This window comes from Stenotrophomonas sp. RG-453 (assembly GCF_033843685.1).
Taxonomy (GTDB): domain Bacteria; phylum Pseudomonadota; class Gammaproteobacteria; order Xanthomonadales; family Xanthomonadaceae; genus Stenotrophomonas; species Stenotrophomonas bentonitica_A.
Genome location: NZ_JAMYED010000002.1, coordinates 328,253 through 347,067 on the forward strand (window position 1 = coordinate 328,253; position 18,815 = coordinate 347,067).

Consider the following 18,815-nt stretch of genomic DNA (forward strand, 5'->3'; position numbering starts at 1 on the left):
CCCAGACGATGCCTTACTCCCCGTTGCCCGGTTTCCCGTCCCACCTGCATGCCGTCGCCGGCCGTATCCGGCTGGCGTGCTTCGACGTGGACGGCACGCTCACCGACGGTCGGCTTTACTACGACAAGGACGGCAACGAGAGCAAGGCGTACTACGTGCAGGACGGACTCGGCCTGAAACTGCTGCAATACCACGGTATCCACCCGGTGCTGATCACCGCGCGCAACAGCCAGTCCGCGCTCAAGCGCGGCGCGGACCTGGGCATCGATACCCAGATCGCGGTCGGCGACAAGCTGGCCAGCGTCAAGGCGCTGTGCGGGCAGCACGGCATCGGCCTGGACCAGGTGGCCTTCATGGGCGACGACCTGCCCGATCTCGGCCCGCTGTGCGCGGTCGGCCTGGCGGTCGCGCCGGCCAATGCCCACCCGTGGATCGCCGAACGCGTGCACTGGCAGACCCGCAGCGACGGTGGCCAGGGCGCGGCGCGTGAGCTGTGCGATGTCCTGCTGGCCGCACAGGGCCATGTGGACGCCGTGCTGGCGAGGTTCGGCGCATGAACGTGCGTACCGCCATCGGCGGCCTGCTGCTGGTCGCCGCACTGCTGACCGGCTGGCTGGCCCTGCACCATCGCGACAAGGCCCCCGTGGCCGAGGGCGAGGATGCCACCAAGGATTACGTGCTGCACGATTTCCAGATCGTGGCGCTGGACGAACAGGGCAAGGAATCCACCACCCTGCGCGCCCCGCTGCTGGAGCGTGCGCGCAGCGATGAAACCATGACCCTGACCACCCCGGTGTTCCTGCTGCCCGACCAGGACGGCAATCACTGGGAGATGCGCGGGGACAGCGGCTGGGTCAGCGCCAAGGGCGACCAGCTCAAGCTCATCGGCAACGTCAGCGGCGACAGCCCCAAGGTCCCCGGCGTTGTGCCCACCACCTTCCGCACCGATCATCTGGACGTGTTCCCGAACGAGAACCGCGCCAGGACCGATGCCCGGGTCACCATGACCCGCCCGGGCCTGTCACAGACAGGCGTCGGCTTTGAAGCCGACATGAAAACCCGGCAGTACAAACTCCTTTCACAGGTCAAGACCCGCTATGAACCGAACGCTGCCCGCTAAGCTCGCGCTGCTCGCCCTGCTGCTGCCCGGCGTGGCGCTGGCCAAGTCGTCCGACCGCAACCAGCCGATGAACCTGGAATCCAACAGCAACGACTGCAACCTGACCGACGATGCGGGCAAGTGCACGTTCACCGGCAACGTGGTGATCACCCAGGGCACCCTGGTGATCCACGCGGCCAACGCCGATCTGTTCCGCAAGAACGGCGATATCGAGCGCGTCGTGCTGACCGGCAAGCAGGCCACGCTGGAGCAGGAAATGGATGACGGTTCCAAGATGAATGCCTGGGCCGACAACATGGATTACAACGTCAACAGCGAAGTGATCATCCTCACCGGCAACTACAAGGTCGAGTCGCCGCGCGGCACCAACAGCGGCCAGAAAATGACCTACAACACGCGCACCGGCAACATGCAGAGCGGTGGCGACGGCACCCGCGTGCGCACCGTCATCCAGCCCAAGAACAAGGGCGCCGCACCGGCCGCCCCGGCGGCCAAGCCGGCCACGCCCGCGGCCAAGCCAGCCACCCCGCCCGCCGCCGGGAGCAAGAAGTAATGCTCGTCGCCAAAGGCCTGCGCAAGCGCTACAAGCAGCGTGAAGTCGTCAAGGATTTCGGGCTGACCCTGGAGGCCGGTGAAGTGGTCGGCCTGCTCGGCCCCAACGGTGCCGGCAAGACCACCTGCTTCTACATGATCGTGGGGCTGGTCGAGACCGATGCCGGCAGCATCGTGCTGGACGGCAAGGACATCACCAGCGACCCGATGTACACCCGTGCCAAGCAGGGCGTGGGCTACCTGCCGCAGGAACCCTCGGTGTTCCGCAAGCTGACCGTGGCCGACAACCTGCGCTTGGTGCTGGAACTGCGCGAGGACCTGGACAAGGCCGGCCGCGAAAAGGAACTGGCCAGCCTGCTGGACGAACTGCAGATCAACCACGTGGCCGACCAGCTCGGGGCCAGCCTCTCCGGCGGTGAGCGCCGCCGCTGTGAAATCGCCCGCGCGCTGGCCGCCAAACCGCGCCTGATCCTGCTCGATGAACCCTTCGCCGGTGTCGACCCGATCTCGGTCGGTGAAATCCAGCGCATCGTCACCCATCTCAAGCAGCGCGGGATCGGGGTGCTGATCACCGACCACAATGTCCGCGAAACCTTGGGAATCTGCGACCGCGCGTATATCCTCAACGAGGGCAGCGTGCTGGCACAGGGCGCGCCGGACGAGATCCTGGCCAACGCCGACGTCCGCCGCGTCTACCTTGGGGATACCTTCAAGCTCTGATCCAGCGGCCGCCGCAACGCCTTCCTTCCGTTCGGCACAGGCATGAAAGCACGGCTGCAGACATCGATGGGGCAACACCTGGTCATGACGCCGCAGCTGCGTCAGGCGATCAAGCTGTTGCAGATGTCCAGCGCCGAGCTGGAGCTGGAAATCAACGAGGCGGTGGAAACCAACCCGCTGCTGGACTGGGCCGAGAACGCTGAACCGGCGCTCGAGGCCAGCCCCGGCGAGGACAGCCCCCCGCCCGCCCCCGCCGATACCCATGCCGATGGGGAGCACCAGGTCTCCGCCGGCGACGAGTGGTCGCCCGGCGAGGGCGACTGGACCAGCGGCAGCAGTGGCGGCTCCTTCGACGATGACGACAACGGCAGCGCCGCCGAACGCGTGGCCGAGACCGAATCGCTGGCCGACCACCTGCTCTGGCAGCTGCACCTGTCGCACCTGTCGGTCCGCGACCGCAGCATCGGCGCGGCCCTGATCGACGCTTTCGAAGAGGACGGCTACCTGCGCGAGCCGCTCACGGCCATCGCCGAGACCCTGCGCCCGGCCATCCAGGCCGACGAGGCCGAAATCCTGACCGTCCTGCACCAGATCCAGCGCTTCGACCCGGTCGGGGTGGGTGCGCGCAGCCTGGGCGAGTGCCTGGACCTGCAGCTGCTGGTACTGCCCGCCGATACCCCCGGGCTGGCCCTGGCCCGGCGCATCGCCGATGGGCCGCTGGAGCGCCTGCCGCGCAGCGGCGTGGCCGGCATCGCCCACGAGCTGCGCGAGCCGCTGGCCGAGGTCGAGGTGGCGGTGCAGCTGCTGCGCTCGCTGGACCCGCGCCCGGGCACCCAGATCGGCGAGCTCTCCCACGACAGCTACGTGGTGCCCGACTGCGTGGTCTGGCGCCAGAATGGCGTCTGGCGCGCGGCCCTGGCCGGCCACGCCGGGCCGCGGGTGGTCATCCACCGCGGCTACGAACAGTTGATCCGCCGCTGCGGGGAGGCCGACGCCGGTTACATGCGCGCCCATCTGCAGGAGGCGCGCTGGCTGCTCAAGGGCCTGGAGGCCCGCGGCGAGACCCTGCTGCGGGTGATGCGCTGCCTGCTCGACCAGCAGGCCGCCTTCCTGGAGTTCGGCGAACAGGCCCTGCGCCCGCTGACCCTGCGGGAAGTGGCCGGCGAGCTCGGCCTGCACGAATCCACCATTTCCCGGGCGATCGCCCGCAAGTACGTGCGCACCCCGCGCGGCACGCTGCCGCTGCGCGCGTTCTTCGCCTCCGGCATCGACACCGACAGCGGTGGCGAAGCCTCCAGCACCGCCATCCAGGCCATGCTGCGCCGCCTGATCGATGACGAGAACCCGCGCAAGCCGCTTTCTGACGCCAAGCTGGCTGACCTGCTCAAAACCTCGGGAATACCGGTGGCGCGACGCACCGTGGCGAAGTATCGTGAAGCCATGAACATTTCCGCCTCGCACGAAAGGGTACGAATCGTCTGACGCTCCACCGCGCCCGGCGGGAAGGTTCATTGGCACATCCGAACAAAGGAGAAACCCGATGCACATCGAGACGTTTGGCAAGGACCACCTTGAGATCACCCCGGCTCTGAACGAGTACGTGGAGACCAAGCTGGAACGGCTGAGGAAGCATTTCGACCAGCACTGCGAGGTCCGCGTGCAACTGTCGATCCGCAAGCCGGAGCACCATGCCGATGCGAGTGTGAATGTTCCCGGGCAGACTCTGCACGCGGACGCCAGCGGCCCCACCATGTATGCGGCAATCGACATCCTGGCCGACAAGCTCGACCGCCTGGTCATCAAGCACAAAGAGAAAAAGCAGCAGCACGCACCGCAACCGCTGCCGGTGGGCGACAATGAGGGCTGATGCCCCCGTTTCCACCCCGACATGCCTCTGACTGATCTTCTGGCGGCCGTCCGCACGCAAGTGCTGCCGGCCGCCGATCGCGACAGCGTGCTGATGGCCGCAGCCCGCCTGCTGGCCTGCCGCGAAGCCAACGCCGAGCTGCTGTACCAGAACCTGTGCCAGCGCGAGACGCTGGGCAGCACCGCGATCGGCCACGGCATCGCCATCCCGCACGGCCGTGCCCCGCTGCTTGAACGCCCCCGCGGCGCATTGCTGCGGCTGGAATCGCCGGTGGAGTTCGGCGGCGATGAGCCGGTCGATCTGGTCTTCGCGATTGCCGTGCCCGCGCACTACACCCATCAACACCTGATGCTGCTGTCCGAGCTGGCCGAGCTGTTCTCCGAGCCGGCCATCCGCCAAGCGCTGCGCGAAGCGCGCGACGGCGACGCGCTGCGTCGGGTCATCGAATTCCCCCCGCCGGCGAGTGCCGCATGAATACCAGCATCACCGCGCGCGAACTGTTCGAACAGCAGCGCGACCGCCTGAGCCTGCGCTGGGTCGCCGGCCAGCAGGGCGAGCGCCGTGAGCTGGAGGCCGGCAACAAGGTCTCCCGCCGCCCCTCGCTGGCCGGGTACCTCAACGCGATCTACCCCAACAAGGTGCAGATCCTCGGCACCGAGGAGCTGTCCTGGCTGGATTCGCTGGACTCGCGCCAGCGCTGGGAAACGATCGAGCGGATCATGCAGTCCCATCCGCTGGCGCTGGTGATCACCCGCAACCAGTCCTGCCCGGAAGACCTGCGCGCGGCTGCGGACGAATCGCAGACCCCGCTGTGGATCTCGCCCAAGCGTGGCCACGAGCTGCTCAACCACCTCTCCTACCACCTGGCGCGCACGCTGGCGCCGCGGGTGATCCTGCATGGCGTATTCATGGAGATCTACTCCATCGGCGTGCTGATCACCGGCGAAGCGGGCTCGGGCAAGAGCGAGCTGGCGCTGGAACTGCTCAGCCGCGGCCACCGCCTGGTGGCCGACGATGCCCCCGAATTCACCCAGATCGCCCCCGACGTGCTCGACGGCACCTGCCCGGAGCTGCTGCAGGACCTGCTGGAAGTGCGCGGCCTGGGCGTGCTCAACGTGCGCGAGATGTTCGGTGACACGGCGGTAAAGAAGAACAAGTACCTTCGGCTGATCGTCCACCTGACCAAGCCGATGACCGAGCCCACCCCTTACGGCTATGAACGCCTGACCGGCGACTCGGGTACCCGCCACGTGCTGGACCTGGATGTGCCGCTGATCACCCTGCCGGTGATGCCCGGCCGCAACCTGGCCGTGCTGACCGAAGCCGCCACGCGCCTGCACATCCTGCGGACCAAGGGCATCGACCCGGCCGCGATGTTCATCGCCCGCCACAGCAACATGTTGGAACGCCGCACGCCATGACCACCCCCGCCCCCGCCTCCGCCCCGACCGCCGCCACCCTGATCATCGTCAGTGGCCTGTCCGGTTCCGGCAAGACGGTCGCGCTGAAGACCTTCGAAGACCTGGATTACTACTGCTCGGACAACCTGCCGATCGACCTGCTGCCGGATTTCGTGCGCAGTCTGCTCGGTGATCCCGGCCGCGAAGCGCCGCGCCGGCTGGCAGTCGGCATCGACGTGCGCGCGCAGAGCGATTTGACCCAGCTCTCGCACTGGCGCGAAGACGCCAAGGCCGCCGGCCTGGATGCGCAGCTGCTGTTTTTCGATGCCACCGATGAGACCCTGCTCAAGCGCTACGCCGACACCCGTCGCCGCCATCCGCTGAGCCAGCTGGGGCTGTCGCTGCCCGAAGCGATCGCCCGCGAGCGTGAACTCACCGCGCCGCTGCGCCGCGCCGCCGATGCGGTGATCGACACCAGCAACCTCAACGTGCACCAGCTGCGCCGCAAGGTGGTCACCGAATTCGCGCTCGCCCACGGCAACAAGCTGTCGCTGCTGTTTGAATCGTTCGCCTACAAGCGCGGCGTCCCCGCCGAGGCCGACTTCGTGTTCGACGTGCGGGTCCTGCCCAATCCGCATTGGGACCCGGAGCTGCGCCCGCTCTCCGGCCGGGATGCCGGCGTGCGCGAGCACCTGGACGAGCAGCCCGACGTACAGCACTACGCCGGCCAGCTGGTCGATTTCCTCGACACCTGGCTGCCACGGCTGGGCAATGACACCCGCAGCTATGTCACGGTCGCCTTCGGCTGCACCGGCGGCAAGCACCGCTCGGTCTACATGGCCGAGCGCATGGCCCGCCATGCCCGCGACCAGGGCTGGCCGGAAGTGGCCACGTTCCATCGCGAACTCGACTGAAAACGGCATCGCCGGCGGCCGCCGGCATGCACTGCGGCCGGGCGTGGCGACATGCCTGCCCGACCCTCGACGCGGCGTCTACCCATCGCCCTGTCCTGCGCCGACCCGGGACAGGTCATCGACACGCTGAACCGCGGAACACAGCAGTCTTTCACGCGTGCTATCGCCAATTCATGTTGACCTGTTAACGTTCGGCAATGACCTGTGGCATTCTCCTCGTAACTCATCCCGGTGTCGGCACGGCCCTGCTGGACGTGGCGACCCGTCTGCTGCGGCACCTGCCGCTGAAGACCGAAGCTTTCGAAGTACCGTTCGACGCAGATATGGACGTCCTGCTCCCGCTCGCCTCGGCCGCCTTGCGCCGGGTGGACAGTGGCCAGGGCGTGCTGATCCTGACCGACCTGTACGGCGCCAGCCCCAGCAATCTGGCCGGGCAACTGGCTCGTCTGGGCACCCCGGCACGCCGGGTTTCGGCGCTGAGCCTGCCGATGTTGATGCGGGTGATGAATTATCCGGAACAGGGACTGGATCAACTGCCTGCCACTGCCGCGGCAGGCACTCGCAATGGAGCGATTGTCGACGATGCTTGAACGTGAACTCACTGTTTCCAACCGCCTGGGCCTGCATGCCCGCGCCACTGCCAAGCTGGTGCAGGAGCTGGCGCCTTTCCGCTGCAACGTGACCATGGCCGCCAAGGGCCGTGAGATCAACGCCAAGAGCATCATGGGCGTCATGCTGCTGGCCGCCGGCCAGGGCACCCCGGTCACCGTGCGCATCGACGGCGAGGACGAAGCCGCCGCGATGGACGCGGTGGTGGCCCTGTTCGAACGGCGTTTCGACGAGGACAACTGAGCATGGGGGGGCAACCGCGACCGGGATCCTCCGCACCGGCCCGGACCGCGTCCGGGGCGATGCTGTTGTCCGGCCACGGTGCCTCGCGCGGCAACGCCCTGGGCCGCGCCCGGGTGCGCCTGCCGCATGCCCTGGAAGTGGCCGAGCAGCGCATTCCGCCGGCCAAGGTCGAGGCCGAACTGGAGCGCCTGCACGTGGCCGTGGAAGCGGCCCGCGGCGAAATGCACGATCTGCGCCAGCGCCTGCATGGCGCGCTCAACCAGGAAGTCGGCGAGTTCCTCGACCTGCATGCGCTGCTGCTGGATGACCCCGAACTGCTGTTCGGCCTGGACGAGCTGATCCGCAGTGGCCCCTACAGCGCCGGCTACGCGCTGCGCGTGCAGCGTGACCGCCTGGCCAAGGTCTTCGATGGCATGGACGATGCCTACCTGAAGAGCCGCATGGACGATCTGGACCATGTGATCGGGCGCATCCATGCCTTCCTGCAGAAGCGCCCGCCGGACGTCAAAGGCATGGCCGGCGAAATCCTGATCTGCGACAACATCGCCCCGTCCGAGCTGGCCCAGCTGCAGGCCCACGGGGTGGTCGGCATCATCACCGCCGGCGGCAGCGCGCTGTCGCACAGCGCGATCCTGGCGCGCAGCCTGCACCTGCCGTTGATCGTCAACGTGCCGAACGTGCTGCAGAAGGTCGCCGATGGCGACGTGCTGATCATGGATGGCAGCGACGGCACGGTGACCATCAACCCGCAGGCACCGGACCTGCGCGATTACCGCGTGCGGCTGCGCGAGCATGCGCGCGAACAGCGCGAACTCGGGCGCCTGCGCACCAAGCCCAGCCGCACCCGCGACAACGTCGACATCGCGCTGCTGGCCAACGCCGAATCCAGCGAAGACGTCACCCAGGCCCATGCGCTGGGCGCGCACGGGCTGGGCCTGTACCGCACCGAATTCCTGTTCCTGCAGCGCAACGAGCTGCCCGACGAGCAGGAGCAGTTCGAGACCTACCGCGATGCCGCGTTGGGCATGAGCGGACGGCCGGTCACCATCCGCACCCTGGACCTGGGCGCGGACAAGGCCGACCGCACCGGGCTGACCCTGAGCAACGAAGAGAACCCGGCGCTGGGCCTGCGCGGCGTGCGCCTGTCGCTGGCGCGGCCGAAGGTGGCCGACACCCAGCTGCGCGCGATCCTGCGCGCCTCGGCCTACGGCAAGCTGCGCATCCTCATCCCGATGGTCAGCACCCGCGAGGAGATCCTCGCGGTCCGCCGGCGCCTGGCCAAGCAGGCCGAGCTGCTGCGCGCCGAAGGCCACGAGGTGGCCGAACACATTCCCTTCGGCGCGATGATCGAGGTGCCGGCCGCCGCGATCGCGCTGGAGAGCTTCATCGATCTGGTCGACTTCCTCTCGATCGGCACCAACGACCTGGTCCAGTACCTGCTTGCCGCCGATCGCAACAACGAGGCGGTCGGCGAGCTGTATTCACCGCTGCACCCGGCGGTGGTGCGCCTGCTGGCGCATATCCTGCGCACCGGCCAGGCCTACAACATCCCGGTGGCGGTGTGCGGCGAGATCGCCGGCGACCCGCTGATGACGCGTCTGCTGCTGGCGCTGGGGCTGACGGAATTCAGCCTGCACCCGGGCACCCTGCTGGAAGTGCGCCGCGCGGTGCGCGACAGCGACCTGTCCGTGCTGCAGGCGATGGCGCCCAAGCTGCTGCAGGCGCGCGACCGGCGTGGCATCGAACGCTGGATCGAAAAGGCCCGGTAGTGCCGGCCGCTGGCCGGCTCCGCATGAACCTTCGGATCGGTATGCGTGGTTGCCGGCCAGCGGCCGGCACTACCAACGCCACCAGTAGGTATCGACCGTTGGTCGATACGCGCTTGACCGCGCGACGTCGCATGTGCGGCACGGCCAACGGTCGCGCCCTACCCGATTGACACACAAGCACGCGATAATGACGCGGTGACCACCGCCCATGCCGCATCCTCCACCGGATAGCGGCCTTTTTCTTTTTCCGCAGGAGCTGCGCATGGCCGAAGCCGTACGCCACGACAAGACGGCGCGCCAGCTGCGGCTGTTGTCCGATGCACTGGACAGCGGGCGGTTGGGGCCGGTCCGTCGGTTGGTCAATACCCTGGCGCCGGCGGAAATCGGCAACCTGCTCGAATCGCTGCCCCCGGGCAAGCGCGAGATTGTCTGGGGCCTGGTCGATCCGGAAGACGATGGCGAGGTGCTGGTCCACGTCGGCGAGGAAGTCCGCGAAAGCCTGCTGGCCGACATGGACCCGGACGAAATCATCGCCGCGGTCGAAGACCTGGACATCGATGACCTTGCCGACCTGGTCGAGGATCTGCCGGACACGGTCATTGACGAAGTCCTCAAGTCGATGGACCGCGAGAACCGTGAGCGGCTCGAGCAGGTGCTGTCCTATCCCGAGGACAGCGCCGGCCGCCTGATGAACCCGGACGTGGTGACCGTGCGCGCCGACGTCAATGTCGATGTGGTGCTGCGCTACCTGCGCCTGCGCGGCGAACTGCCCGACCACACCGATCACCTGTTCGTGGTCAGCCGCCGCCATCAGTACCTGGGCCGCCTCTCGCTGGCCGCGCTGGTGACGCATGAGGACAACACCCCGATCAACCGCCTGATCGATGACGAGCAGCCGGCGATCGATGTCGGCGAGAGCGCCGATGAAGTCGCGCGCCAGTTCTCCGATCATGACTGGGTGTCCGCCCCGGTGGTGGACGACAACAACATCCTGCTCGGCCGCATCACCATCGATGACGTGGTCGACATCATCCGGTCGCAGGCCGAGCACCAGGCGCTGGGCGCCGCCGGCCTGGATGAAGAAGAAGATCTGTTCTCGCCGATCAAGCGCGCCGTGCGCGGTCGCGTGGTCTGGCTGGGCATCAACCTGTGCACCGCGTTCCTGGCGGCCAGCGTGATCGGCCAGTTCGAGCTGACCCTGCAGAAGGTGGTGGCGCTGGCCGTGCTGATGCCGATCGTGGCCGGCGTGGGCGGCAATGCGGCCGTGCAGGTGCTGACCCTGATGGTGCGCGGCATCGCCCTGGGCCAGGTCGGCCAGAGCAACGCGCGCATCCTGCTGTGGAAGGAATCGCGCGTCGCGCTGATCAACGGCACCCTGATCGGCACCGTGGTCGGCATCATCGCCTACCTCTGGTTCCACAGCTTCCTGCTGTCGCTGGTGATCACCCTGGCGCTGATCATCAACTTCTGCGCCGCGGCCCTGGCCGGCGTGCTGCTGCCGCTGCTGCTCAAGCGCATGAACGTCGACCCGGCCGTGGCCGGCACCGTGGTGGTCACCGCCGTCACCGACGTCATGGGCTTCTTCAGCTTCCTCGGCCTGGCCACCCTGATCCTGCTGCACTGACCCTAGACCCCGCATGGCCGTGACCCTCGACAATTATTTCGTCCCCGGTTGGCGCGACGCGACGTATACCTGCGCTGCCTGCGAATGGCAGGGCAGCGCGCGGCAGATGCCGATGGAACTGCACGAAGACGAAGCCCAGTTCGACTGCCCGCAGTGCGAGAACCCGATCCTGCTGGTGGTCCACCCCAGCCTGGCCCAGATGCAGGCGGCAGCCGCCGAAGGCCACCCTGAAGCCGTCGAACAGCTGGACATCCTCGCCGCGGCGCCGCGCCCGGACTGATGCACTGCAAGATGCTCCGACACGCTACCGGGCCTAGACTGAAATCGATTTCAGACAAGGCACGACAATGGCGCGACGTTGGAGTGGATGGCTGCTGTGGGCAGTGGCGATGATGACGGTAGCCGGCTGCGCGAGCACTCCGGCGGCCTCCGGCGGCCAGTTCGTCGGCCGTGCGGTCAAAGTGGATGGGCAGACCGCGTATTACCAGGTGTTCGTGCCGCGCAATGCAGCGGCCTCACGTGGCGAACTGCCGGTGGTGCTGTTCCTGCACGGCTCGGGTGAACGGGGCCGCGACGGCCGCCGCCAGACCCAGGCCGGGCTGGGGCCATACCTCCGCCAGCACGCCTCCACCTTCCCCGCGCTGGTGGTGTTGCCGCAGACGCCGGATGACCAGGAGTGGTCGGGCGAGAACAACCGCATCGCGCTGGCTGCACTGGATGCCGCCATCGCCGAATTCGGTGCGGATCCACAGCGCCAGTACCTGACCGGGATGTCGATGGGCGGCTACGGCAGCTGGAACATCGCGCTGGCCGAACCGACCCGCTTCGCCGCCATCGTGCCGGTCTGCGGCGCAGTGCTGGCGCCGCGTGCAGTGCGCCCCACCCTGTTCGTGGAGGACGTCGCCCACGAAGCCGATCCGTACGCAGCCATCGCCCAGCGCCTGAAACAGGTGCCGATCTGGATGTTCCATGGTGCGCTGGACGACGTGGTGCCGCCGGATGACGACCGCAAGCTGCACGCCGCGTTCCAGCAGGCCGGCGCGAAGGACGTGCGCTACACCGAGTATCCCGAAGGCAACCACAACGCCTGGGACGCCACCTATGCCGATGCGGCGATGTGGGAGTGGCTGTTCGCGCAGAAGCGGTAATGGCATTTTCGGTAGTGCCGGCCGCTGGCCGGCTCCGCAACAGACATCGGGAGCCAGCCAGCGGCCGGCACTACCGGTCATGCATCGACCAACGGTCGATGCCTACCGTGTTAAACGGACGCTCACCCCAACAACGTTTCCAGCACCGCCATGCGCACGGCCACGCCGTTGGCGACCTGGCGCAGCACCCACGACTGGGGACCATCGGCCACCTCGTCGGTGACCTCCACGCCGCGGTTGATCGGGCCCGGGTGCAACACGGCGGCATCGGTGCCGGCGCGCTTGAGGCGCGTCGCATCCAGGCCGTACTGCGCGTGATACTGCTCCAGCGAGGGCACCAGGCCTTCTTCCATGCGCTCGCGCTGCAGGCGCAGCATCATCAGCGCATCGGCGCCTTCCAGCATCGCGTCGAAATCGTCGCCGACGATGCAGCCCTTCAGGGTGTCATCGTCCGGCAGCAGCGACTGCGGGCCGCATACGCGGATCTCGCCGACGCCCAGCGTGCGCAGGGCATGCAGGTCGGTGCGGGCCACGCGCGAGTGCTTCACATCACCCACGATGATGACCTTCATTTTCGAGAAATCGCTGCCCTTGGCCTGGCGCAGGGTCAGCATGTCCAGCAGGCCCTGGGTCGGGTGCGAGCTGCGGCCGTCACCGGCGTTGACCAGGGCCGTGCCCTCGCCCGCTGCGGCAGCCAGCGCCGCCACCGCACCATCATCGGGATGACGCACCACGAAGCCGCGCACGCCCATCGCTTCCAGGTTCTTGAGCGTGTCGCAGGCGGTCTCGCCCTTGCGGGTGGACGAGGTGGAGGCATCGAAGTTCAGCACGTCCGCGCCCAGCCGCTGCGCGGCCAGCTGGAACGAGCTGCGGGTGCGCGTGGAGGGTTCGAAGAACAGCGTGCAGACCGCCGAGCCGCCGAGCACGTGGCGCTTGTTGCCCACCCGCCCGACGGCCGCATCGCGGATCTGGCCGGCGCGGTCGAGCAGCTGCAGCAGGGTTTCGCGGGGCAGACCTTCCAGGGTCAGCAGGTGGCGCAGGCGTCCATCGGAATCGAGTTGCGAGGCGGTCATGGGCAGGGTCTGAGGGTCAGGAAACGGGGGTGGCGTCATCCGGGCAGGAAAGCCAGCGTTCGATGATCACCGCCGCAGCCACTGCATCCAGGGCGGCGGCGTCGCGGCGGCGTTTGCGGCCTTCGGCGCGCTCGACCGCGAACCGGCGCGCGGCCTCGACCGAGCTGGAGCGCTCGTCGACCAGCACCACCGGCAGTTTGAAACGTTCCCGCAGCTGGCGGGCAAAGCCCTGCGCGCGCTTGCGGTTGGGCTGGTCCTGGCCATCCAGGGTGAGCGGATCGCCCACCACCAGGCCATCCGGCCGCCACTCTTTGATCAGGCGCTCCACGGCGGTCCAGTCCGGCCCGTTGCCATGTACATCGACCACCGCGATCGCACGCGCATGGGTGCCGAACGAGCTGCCGATGGCCACGCCGATCCGGCGCGAGCCGACATCGAAACCGAGCACCGTGCCATCACGACGGATCGTCGGCGGTGCGGCCGCGGCGGGCGCAGGCGTGGCCGGCTCAGACATGGCCGCTGTAATCGGTGAGGCGGAACAGGTCCACGCCGATGCGCGCGGCCGCGCCCTGCCAGCGCTCGTCCAGCGGCGTGCTGAACAGCAGTTCGGCATCGGCCGGCACGGCCAGCCAGCTGTTTTCGGCGATTTCCGTTTCCAGCTGCCCTTCGCTCCAGCCGGCACAGCCCAGGGTGACCAGCGCATTGCGCGGGCCTTCGCCGCGCGCCATGGCTTCGAGGATGTCGCGCGAGGTGGTGAGGAAGACGCCCTCGCCCACGGCCAGGCTGGAATCCCAGCTGCGCGCATCATCGTGGATCACGAAGCCACGCTCCGGGTGCACCGGGCCGCCGTTGAGCACGACCTGGCCGCGCAGGGTGTCACTGGTGGTCGTGATCTCCATCTGGGCCAGCACCTCGCCGAGGGTGTACTCGGAGGGCTGGTTGACCAGCACGCCCATCGCGCCGTTCTCGTCGTGCTGGCAGATCAGCGCCACGGTACGGGCAAAGGTGGGGTCGGTCAGCGACGGCAGCGCGACCAGCAGGTGGTGGGCAAGCGAAGTGGACAGTTCAGACATGGCCCCATTCTAGCCGCTGGCCGTGATGTGCGCTTTCGCGCTGACATAATGCAGGCCTGCGCGCGTGCCCCCGGCCCGCGCGCCTGATCCGCCATCGCAAGGAGCTGCACGTGTCCGGTTATTGCCTCATCGCCCCCGGCCATCCGGTCCACGGCCACTACCATGACCACGAGTACGGCTTCCCGCAGCGCGAAGAGCGCGAGCTGTTCGAGCGCCTGATCCTGGAGATCAACCAGGCCGGCCTGAGCTGGGAGACCATCCTGAAGAAGCGCGAGGGCTTCCGCGCCGCTTATGACGGCTTCGAAGTGGACACCGTGGCCGCCTATGGCGAGCGCGATATCGAGCGCCTGCTCAACGATGCCCGGATCATCCGCAACCGGCTCAAGGTGCACGCGGCAGTCCACAATGCCCAGGTGATCCAGCAGCTGCGGGCCAGCCACGGCAGCTTCGCCGGCTGGCTGGATGCCCACCATCCGCTGGACAAGGCGGCGTGGGTGAAGCTGTTCAAGAAGACGTTCCGCTTCACCGGCGGGGAGATCACCGGCGAGTTCCTGATGAGCCTGGGCTACCTCCCTGGCGCGCACAGCCCGGACTGCCCGGTGTTCAAGCGCATCGACACGCTCAAGCCGGCCTGGCGCCAGGCGTGACGCACCCCGTCGTGCGGGCTGTGCTGCTCGCTGCCCTGAGCCTGCCCCCGCTGGCGGCCGCAAGCGACCTGGACAACGTGCTGGAGCGCCTTCGCGCGGAGATCGCCGCCGTGGCGGCCGACGACCCGGCCCCGATCGATACGGTGCTGGCCCGCTACCGCGACGAAACCGGCATCGACCTGCAGATTCCGGTGGCCGGCGATAGCGATGCCCCGCTACCCGCGCTGGTGCGCCCACCCACTGTCACCCCGGCCGATTGGGCGGCGGTGACCCGCTATCTGCGCGAGACCGACGCCCGGCACATCGTACCGGTGGAGATGGGCGAGCTGTCGCTCTCCCTGCTCGATCTGGATGGGGACGGCAAGCGCGACCTGGTGCAGAGCGCCTACAGCGGCGGCACCGGCCTGTATACGCAGGTGGAGATGCTGCGGCGCGATCCGCAGCGCGGCTTCGTGGTACCCGACAGTCTCGACCCGCAGCGCCCCTGGGCACAGGGGCAGTACGGCATCAGCGGGCGCGGCAGCGACCAGGCCCTGTACTGGCTGCGCATCGATGGGGTCAGCTACATCGCCTACCGCGATGGCGACTACTACGGCGACACCCTGCTGCTGAACCGGCCGCTGTCGGTTGACCCGCGCGAGCGCAGCCCGGCGGTGCAGTTGCAGGTGCGCTACGGCCGCGAGCACTGGCTGGCCGACCCGGTGATGCATGTCGATGGCGAACCGCTGGATGCCGATGCCGCGGCGATCGCAGCGGACCGGCGCCTGCTCACGCACATCGACCAGCTGTTGGCTGGCCTGACCATCGATGGTGACGGCGTCGCACACGTCGGCGATGAGCAGGGGCGCTGCCCGATGCCGGCCGGGACCGACCCGGACCAGACCGGCGCGTGGCCCTGGCGCGGCGCCGGCAGCTATACCTTCGATACCGCCGCCGACACCGTGATCCGCTCGGGAGGCCAGTGCTACAGCGCTTCGCTCATCGCCCTGCGCAGCAGCTATGCCGGCGACCACGCGCTGTGCTGCCAGCTGTGGCTGTACCGCGGCCCGGGCCAGCAGGCGGCGACGCTGGACCTGCGCAGCCGCCGCTGGGTCTCCGGCGTGACCGTCGTGCCGGTGCCGCCGCAGGGTGAGTAACCGGCGTCAGACGCCCATGTAGCGGCCCGGGCGGTGGTTGAACATCAGCACCAGGCTGAGCACTACCGCACCGATCGCCGAGTACATCACCTTGGAGGGGGACAGTACCGAGAACGCCACGCACATCAGCAGCGTGTCGAACGACATCTGCACCTTGCCGGCGCTCCAGCCCCGCGTGCGCTGCAGGTACACCGCCAGGATGCCGATGCCCCCCAGGCTGGCCCGGTGGCGGATGTAGAACAGGATGCCCAGGCCGGCCAGCGCGCCGCCGACGATCGCCGAGTACAGCGAGCTCATGTGGGCGAAGTCGGCCCAGCGCGGCAGCAGGTCGGTCAGCACGCCGCAGGCGGTTACCGCCGCGAAGGTCTTCAGGGTGAATTCCCAGCCCATGCGCCGCACGGCCACCCAGTAGAAAGGGAGGTTGACCAGCACGAACACCAGGCCGAAGTTCCAGCCGAAGGCGTAGTGGGCCAGGAAGGCCAGCCCGGCCATGCCGCCGATCATCAGCCCGCCCTTGGCGAAGATGGCCAGGCCCAGCGACGCCACCAGCGTGGCCAGGATCATGCCCTGCACGTCCTCGGCCACGGAATGGCGCAGGGCTTTCTCGTCGGCCACGGTGCCGGCGCTGTCGGGGGGCGGGGTCAGCGGGCCTGCGGTGACCAGGTGGCCGTCAGCGTCGTCGCACGGCGCGGGGCCATGGGATTCAAGGGACATGGGGGTGGGGGTGTGGCGTGGGGAGCGGTATTAGACACGATCGGCGTGACAGTTGCTGGTGAAATTGATTCAGCCGCCGCCGGCGGAGGTGCCGGGCCACCGACCCCGGACCGACATCCGCCGTTCATCCCCGCTGAACACCCCCCAGCCGCAGCATGTGCGGGTACCCCGCCGTGCCCTCCCCTCCCTCAGGAGTTCCGTGCCATGCCCTACGTCACCACCGCCGACAACACCGAGATCTTCTACAAGGATTGGGGCAAGGGTCAGCCCCTCGTGTTCCATCACGGCTGGCCGCTCAGCGCCGATGACTGGGATAGCCAGCTGCAGTTCTTCCTGCTGCAGGGCTATCGCGTGATCGCGCACGACCGCCGCGGCCATGGCCGCTCCTCGCAGACCAGCGGGGGGCATGAGATGGACACCTACGCTGCCGACGTCAATGCGCTGGCCGATCACCTGGACCTGCGCGATGCGATCCACATCGGGCATTCCACCGGCGGTGGCGAAGTCGCGCACTACGTCGCGCAGGCTAAGCCCGGGCGCGTGGCCAAGGCGGTGCTGATCGGTGCGGTGCCACCGATCATGGTCAAGAGCGAGGCCAACCCCGGCGGCACGCCGAAGGAGGTCTTCGACGGCTTCCGGCAGGCACTGGTCGCGGGTCGTGCGGCGTTCTACCGCGACGTGCCGATTCCGTTCTACGGGTTCAACCGCGAGGGCACGCCGCCACAGCAGGGCATCGTCGACAACTGGTGGCGGCAGGGGATGATGGGCGCGATCAACGCGCACTACGACTGCATCAAGGCCTTCTCGGAAACCGACTTCACCGACGACCTGAAAAAGATCGACGTGCCGGTGCTGGTGATGCACGGCGATGACGATCAGATCGTGCCGATCGCCGATTCGGCGGAGCTGGCCATCAAGCTGCTCAGGCACGGCACGCTGAAGGTCTACAAAGGGTACCCACATGGCATGTGCACCACCCATGCGGACGTGATCAACTCGGATCTGTTGGCGTTCATTCGCGGGTGAGGTGTGTGCCGACCAACGGTCGGCACCTACCCGAATGTGTGGGACGGTATCGCGCGAGCCGATCCTGGCTGCGTTGGCCGGTGTCGTGCGCCCAGCGCCCCGCTCAGCGCGCGACCAGCTTCTGCCGCTCGGCGTTGTAGCGATCCCCGACGATGGCGATGCTGTCCAGCGCCGCACCGATCTGCTGCAGGTCGGCCTCACTCAGCACCACCGCAGCCGCGCCCAGATTCTCGGTCAGGCGATGCAGCTTGGTCGTGCCGGGAATCGGCACGATCCACGGTTTGCGCGCCAGCAGCCAGGCCAAGGCGATCTGGGCCGGCGTGGCCCGCTTGTCGGCGGCTATCGCGCTGATGCGGTCCACCAGCACCTGATTGGCCTGGCGGGCTTCGGCCGCAAACCGCGGCACGCTGTTGCGGAAGTCATCGGCCGCGAACTGCGTGCCTACGTTGATCGCCCCGGTCAGGAAGCCCTTGCCGAGCGGGCTGAACGGCACGAAGCCGATACCCAGTTCTTCCAGCACCGGCAGCACGGCCTGTTCCGGCTCGCGCCACCACAGGGAGTATTCGCTCTGCAGCGCCGCCACCGGCTGCACGGCGTGCGCCCGGCGGATGGTATCGACGCCGGCCTCGGACAACCCGAAGTGCTTCACCTTGCCCTCGGCGATCAGGTCCTTGACCGTACCGGCCACGTCCTCGATCGGCACATTCGGGTCGACCCGGTGCTGGTAGAACAGGTCGATGCGGTCGGTCTTCAAACGCGACAGGCTGGCCTCGGCCACCGCGCGGATGCGCTCGGGGCGGCTGTCCAGGCCGGCGTCGGCGTGGCCATCCTTGAAGCCGAACTTGGTGGCGATCACCAGCTGGTCACGGAACGGCGCCAGCGCTTCGCCCAGCAGTTCCTCGTTTAGGAACGGCCCATAGGCTTCGGCCGTATCAAAGAAGGTGACCCCCTGCTCGACCGCCGCGCGCAGCAAGGCGATCGCCTCGGTACGGTCGGTGGCCGGGCCATAGCCGTAGCTCAGCCCCATGCAGCCGAGCCCGAGGGGCGAAACCCGCAGGCCGCTGCGGCCCAGTTCACGTGTCTGCATGGTGGTACTCCTGCCGGTGGGACCGGCGTCATGGGGGAGTGCCACCATAGCCCTGCCGGCTGCCGGGATTGGAGGGTGTGGAGTGCTGTCGGT

The 18,815-nt window shown here is 68.1% G+C and carries 23 protein-coding genes; 18 read left to right on the forward strand and 5 right to left on the reverse strand.

What is annotated here, in order from left to right; all coding sequences use genetic code 11:
• Nucleotides 1-8 precede the first annotated feature (8 nt).
• The 15 genes from NJD74_RS04045 (at nt 9) to NJD74_RS04115 (ending at nt 11,966) form a co-directional block, all read left to right on the forward strand.
• The gene (locus NJD74_RS04045) at nt 9-557 is read left to right on the forward strand and encodes an HAD hydrolase family protein (RefSeq protein ID WP_019185410.1); all 549 of its coding nucleotides are present in this window, start codon (nt 9-11) and stop codon (nt 555-557) included.
• Complete coding sequence (gene lptC / locus NJD74_RS04050; protein WP_019185409.1) at nt 554-1,120, forward strand: LPS export ABC transporter periplasmic protein LptC; 567 nt, start codon at nt 554-556, stop codon at nt 1,118-1,120. Before NJD74_RS04045 ends, lptC begins: the two co-directional genes overlap by 4 nt.
• Nucleotides 1,098-1,673 (forward strand): lipopolysaccharide transport periplasmic protein LptA, encoded by a 576-nt coding sequence (gene lptA / locus NJD74_RS04055; protein ID WP_019185408.1) that lies wholly within the window; start codon nt 1,098-1,100, stop codon nt 1,671-1,673. The genes lptC and lptA overlap by 23 nt, the downstream gene beginning before the upstream one ends.
• Nucleotides 1,673-2,392: an LPS export ABC transporter ATP-binding protein gene (gene lptB / locus NJD74_RS04060; RefSeq protein WP_019185407.1), complete on the forward strand. Its 720-nt coding sequence runs from the start codon at nt 1,673-1,675 to the stop codon at nt 2,390-2,392. Before lptA ends, lptB begins: the two co-directional genes overlap by 1 nt.
• Before the next feature lie 42 nt (nt 2,393-2,434).
• Nucleotides 2,435-3,874 carry an RNA polymerase factor sigma-54 gene (locus tag NJD74_RS04065; RefSeq protein WP_019185406.1) on the forward strand — a complete coding sequence of 480 codons (1,440 nt, stop codon included), beginning with the start codon at nt 2,435-2,437 and terminating at the stop codon, nt 3,872-3,874.
• A gap of 58 nt (nt 3,875-3,932) precedes the next feature.
• Nucleotides 3,933-4,259: a ribosome-associated translation inhibitor RaiA gene (gene raiA, locus NJD74_RS04070; protein WP_046274055.1), complete on the forward strand. Its 327-nt coding sequence runs from the start codon at nt 3,933-3,935 to the stop codon at nt 4,257-4,259.
• A gap of 21 nt (nt 4,260-4,280) precedes the next feature.
• On the forward strand, nt 4,281-4,733 hold the full coding sequence (locus tag NJD74_RS04075; RefSeq protein ID WP_019185404.1) for a PTS sugar transporter subunit IIA: 453 nt from the start codon (nt 4,281-4,283) through the stop codon (nt 4,731-4,733).
• Nucleotides 4,730-5,680 carry an HPr(Ser) kinase/phosphatase gene (hprK, locus tag NJD74_RS04080; protein WP_019185403.1) on the forward strand — a complete coding sequence of 317 codons (951 nt, stop codon included), beginning with the start codon at nt 4,730-4,732 and terminating at the stop codon, nt 5,678-5,680. The genes NJD74_RS04075 and hprK overlap by 4 nt, the downstream gene beginning before the upstream one ends.
• Entirely contained in the window at nt 5,677-6,573 is an 897-nt protein-coding gene (gene rapZ / locus NJD74_RS04085; protein WP_319623716.1) for an RNase adapter RapZ, read from the forward strand. Before hprK ends, rapZ begins: the two co-directional genes overlap by 4 nt.
• Nucleotides 6,574-6,770: 197 nt before the next feature.
• On the forward strand, nt 6,771-7,163 hold the full coding sequence (locus tag NJD74_RS04090) for a PTS sugar transporter subunit IIA (protein ID WP_019185401.1): 393 nt from the start codon (nt 6,771-6,773) through the stop codon (nt 7,161-7,163).
• Nucleotides 7,156-7,425: an HPr family phosphocarrier protein gene (locus NJD74_RS04095; protein ID WP_019185400.1), complete on the forward strand. Its 270-nt coding sequence runs from the start codon at nt 7,156-7,158 to the stop codon at nt 7,423-7,425. Before NJD74_RS04090 ends, NJD74_RS04095 begins: the two co-directional genes overlap by 8 nt.
• 59 nt (nt 7,426-7,484) lie before the next feature.
• Nucleotides 7,485-9,194, forward strand: a complete 1,710-nt coding sequence (gene ptsP / locus NJD74_RS04100; protein ID WP_046274054.1) for a phosphoenolpyruvate--protein phosphotransferase — start codon at nt 7,485-7,487, stop codon at nt 9,192-9,194.
• Nucleotides 9,195-9,456: 262 nt separating this feature from the next.
• Nucleotides 9,457-10,818: a magnesium transporter gene (gene mgtE, locus NJD74_RS04105; protein ID WP_019185398.1), complete on the forward strand. Its 1,362-nt coding sequence runs from the start codon at nt 9,457-9,459 to the stop codon at nt 10,816-10,818.
• 13 nt (nt 10,819-10,831) lie between these two features.
• The gene (locus NJD74_RS04110) at nt 10,832-11,098 is read left to right on the forward strand and encodes a hypothetical protein (protein WP_319623717.1); all 267 of its coding nucleotides are present in this window, start codon (nt 10,832-10,834) and stop codon (nt 11,096-11,098) included.
• A 67-nt stretch (nt 11,099-11,165) separates the two neighbouring features.
• Nucleotides 11,166-11,966, forward strand: coding sequence for a prolyl oligopeptidase family serine peptidase (locus NJD74_RS04115; RefSeq protein WP_102789124.1), 801 nt, complete (start codon nt 11,166-11,168; stop codon nt 11,964-11,966).
• A 122-nt stretch (nt 11,967-12,088) separates the two neighbouring features.
• Here NJD74_RS04115 and NJD74_RS04120 read toward each other — a convergent pair whose 3' ends face one another.
• The 3 genes from NJD74_RS04120 to NJD74_RS04130 are packed head-to-tail and all read right to left on the reverse strand — an operon-like array spanning nt 12,089 to nt 14,112.
• The gene (locus tag NJD74_RS04120; RefSeq protein WP_019185395.1) at nt 12,089-13,039 is read right to left on the reverse strand and encodes an aspartate carbamoyltransferase catalytic subunit; all 951 of its coding nucleotides are present in this window, start codon (nt 13,037-13,039) and stop codon (nt 12,089-12,091) included.
• Between the two features lie 16 nt (nt 13,040-13,055).
• Entirely contained in the window at nt 13,056-13,553 is a 498-nt protein-coding gene (gene ruvX, locus NJD74_RS04125) for a Holliday junction resolvase RuvX (RefSeq protein WP_019185394.1), read from the reverse strand.
• Entirely contained in the window at nt 13,546-14,112 is a 567-nt protein-coding gene (locus tag NJD74_RS04130) for a YqgE/AlgH family protein (protein ID WP_019185393.1), read from the reverse strand. Before NJD74_RS04130 ends, ruvX begins: the two co-directional genes overlap by 8 nt.
• Nucleotides 14,113-14,222: 110 nt before the next feature.
• On the opposite strand from NJD74_RS04130, the gene NJD74_RS04135 reads away from it, so the two are divergent.
• Nucleotides 14,223-14,759 carry a DNA-3-methyladenine glycosylase I gene (locus NJD74_RS04135; protein ID WP_319623718.1) on the forward strand — a complete coding sequence of 179 codons (537 nt, stop codon included), beginning with the start codon at nt 14,223-14,225 and terminating at the stop codon, nt 14,757-14,759.
• Nucleotides 14,756-15,895: a hypothetical protein gene (locus NJD74_RS04140; protein WP_037553868.1), complete on the forward strand. Its 1,140-nt coding sequence runs from the start codon at nt 14,756-14,758 to the stop codon at nt 15,893-15,895. Before NJD74_RS04135 ends, NJD74_RS04140 begins: the two co-directional genes overlap by 4 nt.
• A gap of 6 nt (nt 15,896-15,901) precedes the next feature.
• Here the strand turns inward: NJD74_RS04140 and NJD74_RS04145 are convergent, their stop codons facing one another.
• Entirely contained in the window at nt 15,902-16,609 is a 708-nt protein-coding gene (locus NJD74_RS04145; RefSeq protein WP_019185390.1) for a YitT family protein, read from the reverse strand.
• 204 nt (nt 16,610-16,813) lie between these two features.
• Between NJD74_RS04145 and NJD74_RS04150 the strand changes: the two genes are divergently transcribed.
• On the forward strand, nt 16,814-17,635 hold the full coding sequence (locus tag NJD74_RS04150; protein ID WP_019185389.1) for an alpha/beta hydrolase: 822 nt from the start codon (nt 16,814-16,816) through the stop codon (nt 17,633-17,635).
• A 103-nt stretch (nt 17,636-17,738) separates the two neighbouring features.
• Here the strand turns inward: NJD74_RS04150 and NJD74_RS04155 are convergent, their stop codons facing one another.
• On the reverse strand, nt 17,739-18,722 hold the full coding sequence (locus tag NJD74_RS04155; RefSeq protein ID WP_019185388.1) for an aldo/keto reductase: 984 nt from the start codon (nt 18,720-18,722) through the stop codon (nt 17,739-17,741).
• Nucleotides 18,723-18,815 lie beyond the last annotated feature (93 nt).